The organism is Glycomyces sp. MUSA5-2 (genome assembly GCF_037034145.1).
Taxonomy (GTDB): domain Bacteria; phylum Actinomycetota; class Actinomycetes; order Mycobacteriales; family Micromonosporaceae; genus Glycomyces; species Glycomyces artemisiae.
The window spans coordinates 682,298-694,902 of record NZ_JBAGKG010000001.1 but is presented as its reverse complement, the minus strand read 5'-3'; the positions used below and the strand labels follow the sequence as shown (position 1 = coordinate 694,902).

The 12,605-nt window shown below is 68.0% G+C and carries 15 protein-coding genes; 11 read left to right on the top strand and 4 right to left on the bottom strand.

Annotation, left to right across the window (positions count from 1 at the left end; genetic code table 11):
• Nucleotides 1–15: 15 nt before the first annotated feature.
• Nucleotides 16–255: a DUF397 domain-containing protein gene (locus WA640_RS03335; protein ID WP_335986037.1), complete on the bottom strand. Its 240-nt coding sequence runs from the start codon at nt 253–255 to the stop codon at nt 16–18.
• On the bottom strand, nt 252–1,112 hold the full coding sequence (locus WA640_RS03330) for a helix-turn-helix domain-containing protein (protein WP_335986036.1): 861 nt from the start codon (nt 1,110–1,112) through the stop codon (nt 252–254). Before WA640_RS03330 ends, WA640_RS03335 begins: the two co-directional genes overlap by 4 nt.
• 184 nt (nt 1,113–1,296) lie before the next feature.
• Between WA640_RS03330 and WA640_RS03325 the strand changes: the two genes are divergently transcribed.
• Genes WA640_RS03325 through WA640_RS03315 form a run of 3 tightly spaced genes read left to right on the top strand, consistent with a single transcriptional unit; the run spans nt 1,297 to nt 3,468 of the window.
• Nucleotides 1,297–1,614, top strand: coding sequence for a hypothetical protein (locus WA640_RS03325; protein WP_335986035.1), 318 nt, complete (start codon nt 1,297–1,299; stop codon nt 1,612–1,614).
• Nucleotides 1,615–1,625: 11 nt separating this feature from the next.
• Nucleotides 1,626–3,050 (top strand): RNA-guided endonuclease InsQ/TnpB family protein, encoded by a 1,425-nt coding sequence (locus tag WA640_RS03320; protein ID WP_335986034.1) that lies wholly within the window; start codon nt 1,626–1,628, stop codon nt 3,048–3,050.
• Nucleotides 3,040–3,468, top strand: coding sequence for a hypothetical protein (locus WA640_RS03315; RefSeq protein ID WP_335986033.1), 429 nt, complete (start codon nt 3,040–3,042; stop codon nt 3,466–3,468). The genes WA640_RS03320 and WA640_RS03315 overlap by 11 nt, the downstream gene beginning before the upstream one ends.
• A gap of 54 nt (nt 3,469–3,522) precedes the next feature.
• Here WA640_RS03315 and WA640_RS03310 read toward each other — a convergent pair whose 3' ends face one another.
• Both WA640_RS03310 and WA640_RS03305 read right to left on the bottom strand, forming a co-directional pair.
• A complete protein-coding gene (locus WA640_RS03310; protein ID WP_335986032.1) occupies nt 3,523–5,154 on the bottom strand; it encodes an ABC transporter permease in 1,632 nt (543 codons plus the stop codon).
• A complete protein-coding gene (locus WA640_RS03305) occupies nt 5,151–6,071 on the bottom strand; it encodes an ABC transporter ATP-binding protein (RefSeq protein ID WP_335986031.1) in 921 nt (306 codons plus the stop codon). Before WA640_RS03305 ends, WA640_RS03310 begins: the two co-directional genes overlap by 4 nt.
• A 92-nt stretch (nt 6,072–6,163) precedes the next feature.
• Between WA640_RS03305 and WA640_RS03300 the strand changes: the two genes are divergently transcribed.
• From WA640_RS03300 to WA640_RS03265, 8 genes are all read left to right on the top strand, one after another.
• Nucleotides 6,164–6,685: a GbsR/MarR family transcriptional regulator gene (locus WA640_RS03300; RefSeq protein WP_335986029.1), complete on the top strand. Its 522-nt coding sequence runs from the start codon at nt 6,164–6,166 to the stop codon at nt 6,683–6,685.
• Nucleotides 6,686–6,743: 58 nt separating this feature from the next.
• Nucleotides 6,744–7,025: a preprotein translocase subunit SecE gene (secE, locus tag WA640_RS03295; RefSeq protein ID WP_198667517.1), complete on the top strand. Its 282-nt coding sequence runs from the start codon at nt 6,744–6,746 to the stop codon at nt 7,023–7,025.
• A 250-nt stretch (nt 7,026–7,275) separates the two neighbouring features.
• Nucleotides 7,276–8,010, top strand: coding sequence for a transcription termination/antitermination protein NusG (nusG, locus tag WA640_RS03290; RefSeq protein WP_106361867.1), 735 nt, complete (start codon nt 7,276–7,278; stop codon nt 8,008–8,010).
• A 147-nt stretch (nt 8,011–8,157) separates the two neighbouring features.
• On the top strand, nt 8,158–8,589 hold the full coding sequence (rplK, locus tag WA640_RS03285; RefSeq protein WP_106361868.1) for a 50S ribosomal protein L11: 432 nt from the start codon (nt 8,158–8,160) through the stop codon (nt 8,587–8,589).
• Between the two features lie 93 nt (nt 8,590–8,682).
• Nucleotides 8,683–9,378: a 50S ribosomal protein L1 gene (gene rplA / locus WA640_RS03280; protein WP_106361869.1), complete on the top strand. Its 696-nt coding sequence runs from the start codon at nt 8,683–8,685 to the stop codon at nt 9,376–9,378.
• Between the two features lie 270 nt (nt 9,379–9,648).
• Nucleotides 9,649–10,185 (top strand): 50S ribosomal protein L10, encoded by a 537-nt coding sequence (gene rplJ / locus WA640_RS03275; protein ID WP_106361870.1) that lies wholly within the window; start codon nt 9,649–9,651, stop codon nt 10,183–10,185.
• Nucleotides 10,186–10,224: 39 nt separating this feature from the next.
• Nucleotides 10,225–10,608 (top strand): 50S ribosomal protein L7/L12, encoded by a 384-nt coding sequence (rplL, locus tag WA640_RS03270; RefSeq protein WP_106361871.1) that lies wholly within the window; start codon nt 10,225–10,227, stop codon nt 10,606–10,608.
• Nucleotides 10,609–10,801: 193 nt separating this feature from the next.
• Nucleotides 10,802–12,091, top strand: coding sequence for a hypothetical protein (locus WA640_RS03265; RefSeq protein ID WP_335986028.1), 1,290 nt, complete (start codon nt 10,802–10,804; stop codon nt 12,089–12,091).
• Nucleotides 12,092–12,605 lie beyond the last annotated feature (514 nt).

Here is a 12,605-nt window from a genome sequence, read left to right as displayed (position 1 = left end):
CGACAAACCCGGCGGCTATTCGGTGAAGTCGAACTCGCCATCCTTCGCGCCGCCCAGAAACGCCTCCCATTCGGCGCGCGTGTAGACGATGAGCGAGCCCTCGGGGTGATGGGAATGACGCACCGCGACCCGGCCCGAGCCGTCGGAAAGCGGCCCTGCCTCAACGCACTGGCCGCCGCCGCTATCACTGCGGGAGCTGACCCGCCAGCGGATTCCAGCCAGCTCAGCTTGGGAAAGCTGCTGTTCGGTGCTCATTTGATCTCCTTCAGGCGCTTGGCGATCAGATCAGCCGAGCGGGCCCCGGACAGCGCCGATCGATCAAGATCTTTCCACACGACCTCAAACTTACTCACCTTCGGTTCTTCGACATAGAGCGAACCAGCAGTCGTCTCGACATACGCGACCGCGGGATACGGCTCCGGCATCTCGTAGAGATTGAAGCTGCCGTTGAGGCCGGTGTGGGGGCCACCGCTCGCTGGGAGGATCCGAATGCCTACACCACTCTGTTCCCTCAGATCGAGCAGTCGTTGAAGCTGCTCCTGCATCACCGCGCTGGTACCGACCTCCCGATCGAGCACCGAGGCCTCGAAGATCGCATCGATCTGCTGTGCCTTCTCCGCGGTGAGCACCTGTTGCCGTTCCATTCGCAGATCGACCCAGCGGTCGATCTGCTCGGTCGACGCGCTGTCCTGCTCAAGCCTGGTGATGATCGCCTCCGCATACCCGCGGGTCTGGAAGAGCCCGTACACCAGGAAGTGCTGATAGGTGCAGACACGCTCTGCGCGGCTCTCCAGCCAGGGCACATTGATGAAGTCATCGCCCAGGTCGCTCTGGTGGTCGTCCCACCAGTTCCGCTGCCAAGCCTCATCGCAGATTTGCAGGAGGCCGTTGCGGGTCCGGTCGTCTTCGACGCCGTAGAGAGTCAGCAGACCCATGACATCGACACGCCGGAACGGGAAGAGACCGCTCTCGTATCTGCCGAGCATCGTCGCATCGCGCTGAATGTAGTCAGCGGCGTCCGACTGCGAGATGCCGCGGGATTTTCGCAGGTCGCGCATCTTCTCGCCGAGCCACTGCGAGCGTAGGTTCGGTTCCGGTCGCGGCTTCGCCATGACACCTCCAGGATCCTTTGGCGGAAAATATCAATTCAGCCTAGTGCAGACTTGCATTTGTCTAGGTCGTCTGCAATCCTATCAACTAACGGTGAGAAGTCCATCACTGGAGAAGCCGACCGGGGCGGGACCAAAGTTTCCACGCCGAGGCCCGCCCCGGTCTTGAGACAGCGGAGGTAGATCCGTGTCCGGACCCATTGTCGCCCAAGCGGCAGCCGAACCCAACCGTGAACCGCCTTCGGTTCCGCAGTCCTTCACCATCAGGTGCGCCGAATGCGGGGACACCTATGCCTCCCACCTGCCGCACTGCCCTGGTGTGCTCGCCATCGGATTCGACACCGGCCATGGCGCTGCCTCGATGGTCGTCTATCCGGAGGCGGGTAGCAGCATCGGCAAGCACAACGACGCCCTCGGCACGCTTCGCTTCTATTCCTTGTGGGGCCCGGTCGAAATGCACATGGAAGACGGGCGGGTCATCAGCTTTCTCGATTTGGACCGCTGAGGGGGCGAACGATGCATGCAGCGGTCAAGAAGTCGTTCAAGTTCCGGCTGCGCCCTAACAGACACCAGCGGCGAGCGCTGGAGGCGATGCTCCGCGACCATTGCGAGCTGTACAACGCCGCCCTCGAAGAGCGCCGCCTCGCCTGGTCGAAGGCCGGGGTCTCCATCCAGTACGGCGGCCAGTCGGCGCAGTTGAGAGACCTGCGCCGAGCCGACCCGGAGGGTCAGGGACGATGGTCCTTCTCCTCGCAGCAAGCGACCTTGCGCCGCTTGAACCGCGCATTCGAGGGGTTCTTCAGGCGAGTCCGCCAAGGCGGTGCACCTGGCTACCCGCGCTTCAAATCGATCCGGCGGTTCGACTCGGTGACCTGGCCGAGCAACGGCGACGGATGCAAGTGGGTCGATGGTGATGAAGCTCGAGACAGCATCACCCGAGTCCGCCTCCACGGAGTCGGCGCGGTCCGGGTTCACCGCCACCGCCAGGTCGAGGGGCGGATCAAGACCATTACCGCCAAGCGCGAGGGACCGGCCTGGTTCGTTGTGCTCACTTGCGAGGTCCCCCCGGGGCCCGAAGCGCCGAAGTCCGGTGAGGCGACCGGCATCGATCTCGGCCTGATCCACTTCGCGACTACCGCGCAAGGAGAGCACTTCGCTCCCCTGCGGACAATGGAGGTCAACGGTGCGAGGCTTGCCGACGCTCAGCGGGAACTCGCCCGATTTCGAAGACCTGCAAAGCGATCAGATCGGTCGGCAGCGCATCGCCGCGCCGCGCTCAATGTGGCGAAGCTGCATCGGAAGATCGCGAACCAGCGACGCGACTTCGCGCACAAGACCGCGCGGGCTCTGGTCGATCGTTTCGATGTGATCGCAGTCGAGCATTTGAACATCGCAGGGTTGACTCGCAGGCCGAAACCGGTGCAGGACCCGGAGCGGGGCGGCGGTTTCCTTCCCAACGGCAGGTCCGCCAAGAGCAGCCTGAACCGGCGCATCCAAGACGCTGCCTGGGGCCAGTTCGTCGAGATCCTCACCGCCAAGGCAGCATGGGCCGGGCGTGAAGTGATCAAGGTGAACCCCGCGTACACGTCGCAGACTTGCCCGTCATGCGGGCATGTCGATGCAGCGAGCCGTGAAAGAGAGCGATTCTGCTGCACCGCATGCGGGCACGCTGATCATGCGGATCGAGTCGGCGCAGTCAATATCGCAACCAGGGCCGGGCTGGTCCTCGGTGAACGCGGGCGACCGCGGGCACCAGAAGCTCAGCGGCGAGTGCCGCAGAGCGGAGTCACGGAACCACAGGAGGCACCTCGACCCGAAATTCTCGGAGCATCCGATCGCCCAGGGAGCTGCTCAAGCGGCCGGGACCCCTCCCGCGGCCTTCGGGGTACAACGGGATCGGAGCCGTTCCGGCGTATGGAGGAGAGAGCTCATGGGCAGTGAATCGACAGGGGCCGTCGTGGTCCGCTACAAGGCAGGCTACTCGGTCACCCAGATGGTGTTCGGGGGGTTCTTTCTAGTCCTAGGGCTCTTCTTCGCCGGCATCCCCGGCAGTACTGGGAACGGATTCATGGTGATGTTCGCCGGCCTCATGCTCCTGCTCCTCGGCGTCCTCGCCTACAACCGGCCCTACTGCACCCTCGAACCGGCCGAGGGCGCGCTGTACATGCACCCGCTCGTCGGCGGCAGGGGCCGCGCGATCGGCGCTCCTCGGGGCCAGCGCCTCTACCTCGACGGATCAGACATCATGTGCGCCGTGCCGAACGGGAGGGAACGGCGCCTCAACCTGGGATTCGCGGCCAATGCTGAGGATCTCGACCGGCTCAAGGCCGCATTGCATGCCGGTGCCGGGAACCCGTGAGTCCCCGGCACCGGCGGTGGGTGTTTCCTTCTGTGGCGATGGTTTGGAGCGCGATCAGTTGAAGCTGAGGTTGCGGCGACGCAGCCCCGTATACCCGAAGGTCGCCAGGACCGCCGCGATCACGGTGAGCACCGCCAGGGCCGCCGCGGAGAAGTCCTCGGCCGGGTAGTTCCCCAGGTGGTCGAACGGCGAGATCGCCATCGCCCACTCGGGGAGGTCGAGCAGCGCGCCGAAGTAGACGACCAGGAGCGTCCACGTCCACGCGAGCCACCGCAGCCAGCCCGCGCGGGGCAGCCATGCGAAGGCCGCGAACACGAACGCGATGAGCACCCAGATCGCCGGGAGCTGCACGAGCGTGCCGATCGCGATCTTCCCGAACAGGTCGCCGTCGCCGGAGGCGCCGCTCGCGGCGAGCCCGAGGCCGCCGACGAGGTTCGTGGCCGTCGCGGTGAACAGTGCGGCCGGCAGGTACGAGCCGGGCCAGCCGCCGCGGGTCACCGGTGCGGCGGCGACGAGCTCGCCGCGGCCGACGGTCTCCTCCTTGCGGCCGCGTCCCACGACGAGCACGCCGAACAGGGCCGCGACGATCGCGTTGATGGAGATGAACGTCGTGGCGAAGCTGGCCTTGAGGTCCGAGCCGCCGCGGTCGAGGATCTCCTTCTGCGCCGCCGAGAGCCCGTCGGCGAAGTCGTCGGCGCCGCCGAGGACCGACCCGTACGCCATGCCGAGCAGCACCAGGGTGATGACCCCGGTCCAGATGAGGCCGCGGGTGAGCCGGAACGTCAGCGCGGTGGCGCTCTTGAGCCCCGGCTTCGCCGTGGCGCGGCCGCGGCGGGCCGCCATCATGCCCTGCCCGAAGTCGCGGCGCGAGACCATCGCGAACGCCAGCAGCACCGAGCCGACCGCGACGGCCAGCGACACCAGCAGCGGCCACCACCGCTCCTGAGGCGTGTACACGTAGGTGAGCTGCGACCAGCCGACCGGGGAGAGCCAGGTCGCCCAGTTCCCCTCGGCGTTCCCGGCGCCCGCGAACAGGACCGACGCGCCGAGCGCGGCGAGCCCGTACCCGGTCGAAGTGGAGGCGTTCTCGCTGAGCTGCGCCGCGATGGCCGTGAGCCCCGCGAAGACGATCCCGACCGCGGTGTGCGCGGCGCCGAACAGGAGCGGGCTGGCCCCGTCGCCGCCGTCGAGGCCCGTGGCGGCGAGCGCCAGCAGCCCGCCGAGGACGACCGCCGCGCCGACGCTGACGAGCAGCGCGGAGGCGAGGTCGGCCCGGCGGCCGATCGGCAGCGACCTGATGACCTCCGACCGGGAGGTCTCCTCGTCGGCGCGGGTGAGGCGGGTGACGAGGAGGACGAACATGACGGCGGTCATCGCGCAGGTCCACAGGAGCATCCGGTGGGAGAACAGCGCGCCGACGCTCTCGGCGTACGCGTGGACGTACTCCACGGGCCCGCTCATCGAGAGCATCGCGGGGGAGCTCATCGTGGCCGCGAAGCCCGCCCGCTCGGCCTCGGTCTGGTACTGCTCGGTGATGACGGGCACGACCATCCAGGTGAACCCGGCGATGCCCGCGATCCACCAGAACAGGAAGAGGCGGGACCGGCGGAGCTGGAACCGGAGGATCTTGCCGGTCCCGGCGAGCGTCCCGAGGCCGTCCTCGATCTCCGCTGCTGCGGCGGTCATTTCCCGTTCCCCTCGTGGACGCCCGACGCGGCGAGCTCGTCGCCGTAGAAGCGCATGAAGATCTGCTCCAGCGACGGCGGCTCGCAGGTGAGCCCGGCGACGCCCGCGACGGCGAGCTGCGCGAGCACGTCGTCCAGTGCGGACGCGTCGACGGTGCAGTCGATGTCGAGGCCGTCGGCGACCAGGTCGTGGACGCCCTCGTGGTCCTCCAGGCCCCGCACGGGGTTCTTCAGGGTGGCGCGCAGCCGCGAGCGCGACAGGTGCCGCATCTCGGCGAGCGAGCCGGTCTCGACGATGACGCCCTTGCGGATGATGCTCACCCGCTCGCACAGCGCCTCGACCTCGCTCATGATGTGGCTGGAGAGGAGCACGGTGCGGCCCTGGGCGGCGGCCTCCTTGACGCACTCGTTGAAGACCGCGCCCATGAGCGGGTCGAGGCCGGAGGTGGGCTCGTCGAGCAGGAGCAGGTCGACGTCGGCGGCGAACGCGGCGACGAGGGCGACCTTCTGCCGGTTGCCCTTGGAGTAGGAGCGGCCCTTCTTGCGCGGGTCGAGGTCGAAGCGCTCCAGCAGCTCGTCGCGCTTGCCCTTGTCGACCCCGCCGCGCAGGCGCCCGAGCAGGTCGATGGTCTCCCCGCCGGTGAGGCCGGGCCACAGGGCGACGTCGCCGGGCACGTAGGCGAGGCGCCGGTGGAGCTCGGCGGCGTCCTTCCAGGGGTCGGCGCCGAACAGTTCGGCGCGCCCCTCGTCGGAGCGGAGCATCCCGAGCAGGACGCGGATGGTGGTGGACTTGCCGGCGCCGTTGGGGCCCAGGAATCCGTGGGTCTCGCCTTGGGACACTTCGAGGTTGAGATGATCGAGCGCGGTCACGTGACCGAAGCGCTTGACCAGGTTCTCAGTGCGGATCACTGCGTTCATGCGCTCAAGCTATCATAGTTTTCACAAATTTGTGAAACATATAGAGCGTCAAGATATCATCAAGGACCATCAGGACGCGGTGAAGGAGAGTCATGGAAGAGCACAGCCCGGAGCGCAAGGCCATGCTCGACTACGTTGAGCAGTTCTCCGCGATCCTGATCAGCAGCGGGATGCAGCGCATGGCCGCCCGCGTCTTCACGTACATCCTCGTCGACGACGACGAGACCTACACGGCCGCCGAGATCGCCGAGGGGCTGAGCATCAGCCTCGCCGCCGTCTCCGGCGCCGTGCGCGAGCTGCTCGCCGCCGGCCTCGTCTTCAAGACCCGGCGCCCCTCCACCCGCGCCGACGTCTACCGCCTCAACGACGACGACATCTGGGGCGGCATCATGCTCGACCGCTCCGGCTTCCTCGACCGCTACCGCGACACCGCGGTCATCGGCATCGAGACCCTCCCCGCGGGGCCCGGCCGCGAACGCCTCGTCCAGACGGCCGCGTTCATGGAGTTCATCAAGGAGGAGATGCGGCTCATGCACGAGCACTGGCGCGAGCGCAAGCTGGAGATCAGCGCCGCTTACGAAGCGCGACGCCGCGGCGTAGACCCTTCCAGTTAGTCCGGTATGCTGCAAGCCTGACCGCCCTGATCAGAGACGAACCCTGGAGGAAGCCGACGTGGCCGACGACACCAGCCGCTCCGATGCGACCGCCGACAAGGGTCGTCCCACCCGCAAGCAGGGCGAGAAGACCGCCGAGCGCAACCCCTTCAAGAAGCTCGGCCGGTTCCTGCGCGAGGTGGTCGAGCAGCTCCGCAAGGTCGTCTACCCGACCCGCCGCCAGCTCATCACCTACTCGATCGTGGTGCTCGTCTTCGTCGGCATCATGATGGCCTACATCGGCGGCCTCGACCTGCTCTTCGGCGACCTCGTCCGCCGGGCCTTCGGCGCCGACTCCTAGCTTCGCCCGCCCCGTCCGGGGCGACCGGTTCGCGTGACCTGCGCCGTTTCGACGGTGCCTGAGTCGCGCCGCGCCGCGGAGCGGCTACCCTAGTGGGTATGACGCGCGCCGGTTCCGCCGGCGCGCGACTTCACAGGCGGCCCAAACGGCCGGGCCGCAGCATGGCGCGGCGCCGCCGCATCCGAGAAACCGAAGCACAGTCGCAGTGTCCCGCCGTCCGCGGGGCACCGAGCCGGAATGAGAGTCAAGCGTGTCTGAGTTCGACGAGGCCTTGAAGGAAGAAGCCGCGGCGCAGGCCGCTGCTGCGCAGGTCGCGGACGTCGACGACGAGCCGGAGACCGACCTGGACGAGGGCGCCGAGCCCGCCGAGCCCGAGGTCGACCCGGCCGAGGCGCTGCGCGCGAAGCTGCGCTTCGCCCCCGGCGAGTGGTACGTGCTGCACTCCTACGCCGGCTTCGAGAACCGCGTGCGCTCGAACCTGGAGAACCGCATCCAGTCCTTCGACATGGAGGACTACATCTACCAGATCGAGGTCCCCACCCACACCGAGGTGGAGATCAAGAACGGCAAGCGCTCCAAGGTGGAGGCCAAGGTCTTCCCCTCGTACGTGCTCGTCCGCATGGAGATGACCCCCGAGTCCTACTCCGTCGTGCGCAACACGCCCGGCGTGACCGGCTTCGTGGGCGTCGTCGACCGCACCGACCGGCCCAGCCCGCTGCCGCTCGACGAGGTCATCCAGTGGCTGCTCCCGCCCGAGCAGAAGCCGAAGGACGAGTCCGCCGCCGAGTCCGCCTCGACCGACCCCGACATCAAGGTCGACTTCGCCGAGGGCGAGTCCGTCACCGTCGTCGACGGCGCGTTCGCCTCGATGCCCGCCACGATCGCCGAGATCAACGCCGAGCAGCAGAAGCTCAAGGTCCTCGTGTCGATCTTCGGCCGCGAGACCCCGGTCGAGCTCAACTTCAACCAGGTCTCGAAGCTGTAGCACGAGCTACAGCTCACACACCTCCGCTCCGGGGCCCCGCCTTCCGGCAGGTACCCTGGAACGGTTGCGCGGCAGCCGAGCGCTGCCGTGCGCACGCAAGCGGCGCGGGGGAACGGCCCCGCGTCATCCCAGGAAGAGAAGGACACGATGGCTCCCAACAAGAAGGCCGTTGTGACGTTCAAGCTGGAGCTCCAGGGTGGTCAGGCCACTCCGGCTCCGCCGGTGGGCCCCGCCCTCGGTCAGCACGGCGTCAACATCATGGAGTTCTGCAAGGCCTACAACGCGGCCACCGAATCCCAGCGCGGCGAAGTCCTCCCCGCTGAGATCACGGTGTACGAGGACCGTTCGTTCACGTTCGTCCTCAAGACCCCGCCGGCCGCCAAGCTCCTGCTCAAGGCCGCAGGCGTCCCCAAGGGCTCGGGCGAGCCGCACCGCGTCAAGGTCGGCAAGGTGACCTCGGCCCAGGTGCGCGAGATCGCGGAGAAGAAGCTCCCCGACCTCAACGCCAACGACCTCGACGCCGCCTCGCTCATCGTCGCCGGCACCGCCCGCTCCATGGGCATCACCGTCGAGGGCTAGCACCGGCCGAACGCCACCCCGCCGGCACCGCCGGCGGCGAACCCAGTGGAAGGGCTCGCGCCAGCCCCCACCACGACATCCGAAGGATGGAACATGAAGCGCAGCAAGAAGTACCAAGACCTCCTCAAGAAGGTCGACCGGACGCAGTTCTACGCCCCGGTCGAGGCCACCGGCCTCGCCAAGGAGACCTCGCCGACGAAGTTCGACGCCACGGTCGAAGTCGCCCTGCGCCTGGGCGTCGACCCGCGCCAGGCCGACCAGCTCGTCCGCGGCACCGTCTCCCTGCCGCACGGCACCGGCAAGACCGTCCGCGTCATCGTCTTCGCCGAGGGCGACAAGGCCGAGGCCGCCGTCGCCGCGGGCGCCGACGAGGTCGGCTCCGACGAGCTCGTCAAGCGGATCTCCGAGGGCTGGCTCGAATTCGACGCCGCCGTCGCCACTCCCGACCAGATGGCCAAGATCGGCCGGATCGCGCGGATCCTGGGCCCGCGCGGCCTCATGCCGAACCCGAAGACCGGCACCGTCACGCCGGACGTCGCCAAGGCCGTCTCCGAGATCAAGGCCGGCAAGATCGCGTTCCGCGTCGACAAGCACGCGAACCTGCACCTGCCGATCGGCAAGACCAGCTTCACGGCCGAGCAGCTCGCGGAGAACTACAACGCGGCCCTCGAAGAGGTCCAGCGGCTGAAGCCCGCCAGCTCCAAGGGCGTCTACATCAAGAAGTCCACGATCTCCACCACCATGGGCCCGGGCATCCCGGTCGACCCGCAGGCGGTCAAGATCAAGTAGCGCCACCCAGTGTGACGTAGCCCCGGTGCAGGCCTCCTGCGCCGGGGTTTCGCACGTCAGGGGTGTACCGTGGCGGAGAACAACCCATAGACCGTTCGGTCACCGCCTCGTGCGGTTGTAAACCCTCCGGGGACCGACGCAGGGCGACTACTCGAAGCGACCATGGTGCGGGCTCCGGCCCGAAGGTCCCAGTGATGAGGCGTCCGCGAGGGCGCCTTTTTTGTCGCCTCCGCACGGTTGTGGATTGACCAGCCGAGAAAGGAGGGAAACATGGCTGACAGGGAATATCCGGCGGGCAAGACGACCGCCATCGCCGAACTCGCCGACGAGTTCTCCAGCGCGACCGCCACGGTGCTCACCGAGTACCGCGGGCTGACCGTTGCCGAACTGCGCGAGCTCCGGCGTTCCCTCGGCGAGGGGACGCAGTACCGCGTCGCCAAGAACACCCTCGCCAAGCGCGCCGCCAACCAGGTCGGTGTCACCGGCCTGGACGACCTGTTCGTCGGCCCCACCGCGATCACCTTCATCCAGGGTGACCCGGTCGAGGCCGCGAAGGGGCTCCGCGCGTTCGCGAAGTCGCACGAGGCCTTGGTGATCAAGGGCGGGTACATGGAGGGCAAGCCCCTCTCCGTCGACGAGATCAACAAGCTCGCCGACCTCGAATCCCGCGAGGTGCTGCTGGCGAAGCTCGCCGGCGCGCTCAAGGCCACCGCGCAGAAGACCGCCTCCGTGCTCGCCGCCCCCGCAGGGCAGGTGGCGCGACTTGGCGCTGCGCTCCAGGACAAGAAAGCGGCCGCCGGGGAGTAATCCCCAGCAGGTCCGAGACTTTACAGAAAGGAACACACCATGGCTAAGCTGTCCACCGACGAGCTGCTGGAGCAGTTCGAGGGCATGACCCTTCTCGAGGTTTCCGACTTCGTGAAGGCGTTCGAGGAGAAGTTCGACGTCACCGCCGCCGCCCCCGTCGCCGTCGCCGCCGTCGCCGGCGCCGCTGGTGGCGAGGAAGCCGCCGTCGAGAAGGACACCTTCGACGTCGTCCTCGAATCCGCGGGCGAGTCCAAGATCAAGGTCATCAAGGAAGTCCGCGGCCTGACCGGCCTCGGCCTCAAGGAGGCCAAGGAGCTCGTCGAGAGCGCCCCCAAGGCCGTCCTCGAAGGCGCCAAGAAGGACGACGCGGACAAGGCCAAGGAGGCCCTTGAGGGCGCCGGCGCCACCGTGTCGCTCAAGTAACACGCACTTCGGCTAGACGCCAGGGGCCTCCCAGCCCTGGGTACGGAGACCGGGGCCGCACTGCATTCCGCAGTGCGGCCCCGGTTTCGTGCCACCTGAGAGATTTTCAGAAGATTCCCCGAAGGCTTGCAACGAAATCCGGGCACCGCCTCGTCTTGCGGGTAGACACACCTGACATGCGAGGAGAACGACGATGCCCGGGACAAGAGGGGCCGCGGCCGCAGCAGCGGCGGCCGCCGTACTGGCGCTGACCGCCGGCTGCGGCATGCTCGGCCTCGGCGAGGACGCCGAGGAGTCCGATGCGGACCGCCTGGTCGAGATGCTCAACGAGAGCAACCGGGTCGACGCCGAGCTCAGCGCCGCCGAGTTCCGGATCGTCGAGCAGTGCCTGGAGGCCGAGGGGTACACCGTCCACGAGCCGTGGATGATGCAGTCCTACGAGCCCGAGGAGCAGGAGTCGCTCACCGACTACTACCCCCACGAGACCTTCCTCATCGACCCCGAGGAGGCCGCCGAGTACGGCTTCGGCCAGTGGGCGAACAGCCCCGACGGCTGGGAGGACCCGGCCGCCGAGGACTACTACGCCGCCGAAGAGGAGGAGTACGAGGACGAGGGCACCTGGGAGGAGCCCGACTCCACCGAGTGGGACGCCCTCTCCCCGGAGGACCAGTACGGCTGGTACGTGGCCTACCAGGGCCAGGAGTACGCCGAGTGGCAGTACGGCACCGCCCAGGACTACGCCGACATGATGAACGGCGAGGGCGAGTGGGCCGAGGACGCCGTCGAGGAGCCCAGCTCGGACTCCACTGAGGAGGAGGACACCTCCGACGAGGCGGTCGAGGAGGAGGGCTCGATCGACTTCGAAGAGGACGACATGGGCCCCGAGCCCAAGCCCGGCGGCTGCCAGCTGGAGATGATCGAGGCCCTCTACGGCGAGCCCGAGCTCGTCGAGGAGACCTACGAGGGCGAGGGCGGCGCCGAGGAGTCCTACACCTACTGGACCTACCGCCCCGAGAACCCCGCCTGGGCCGACGAGGCCATGTGGGAGGACATCGAGGCCGACTACGCCGCGAAGATGGCCGACCTCCAGGACGAGCTCGTCGAGTGCATCACCGGCAAGGGCTACGAGGGCTGGGAGTTCGACCAGTACAACTCGCTCCCGGTCTACGAGTTCTTCAACACCCTCTACTACCAGAACGCCTCCGAAGAGGAGCAGGACATGATGCTCGGCGACACCGAGGCCGTCGTCCCGCCGCTCCCCGACGAGGCCGGGGACTCCTACGAGGAGTGGAAGGCCTACGAGATCCAGACGGCCGTCGACTTCGCCGCCTGCGGCGAGGAGTCCGGTTACGCCGACGCCTCCGAGAAGGCCTACGAGGACGCCCACGTCACCGCCTACGCGGCGATCGAGCAGGACGTCTACGCCTGGCAGGAGGACATGAGGGACGCGATCAGCAAGGCCCAGGAGCTCCTGGACGCCTAGCACCCTCGCTGCAACACAAGACCACTTCTCTATCGGGGAAGAAAAGGCCCGGGCTGCGCAGATGGGGCGCGGCCCGGGTCGCCCCGTCTCCGGCTCCTGAACAGCGGCCGAGCCCGCGTCACGGCGTCACCTTCGAGCTGCGGGCTCGTTGTACAAGTGCGGCGGCATCGCCGCAGGTGCCCGGGCGCGAGACGCCGCTTCTCGGCGGGGCCACGGCCTGTGCCGGACCCGGCCGCGGGCGACGCGCAGGCGTCCCGCGCCCGCACCTTCCGCGACACGCCCGGACCGGGCCCTCCGCGCGGCGCGCCCCGCCGCCCCGAGGGACGCATCGTGCCTGCTTCCGGCCCGCTCCTCGCGACCGGGCCCAAGCGGCGCATCCGGGCGAATTGGACGCCTGACTTGACGAAGTGTGACTTGATCCTGCAAACTAGTTCCTCAAGCGCCACTATGCGGCGCAGAGGCAGGACAGCACGACGGTCCCAGCGGGGACCGGCCCGGACCGGGAGGAACTTCG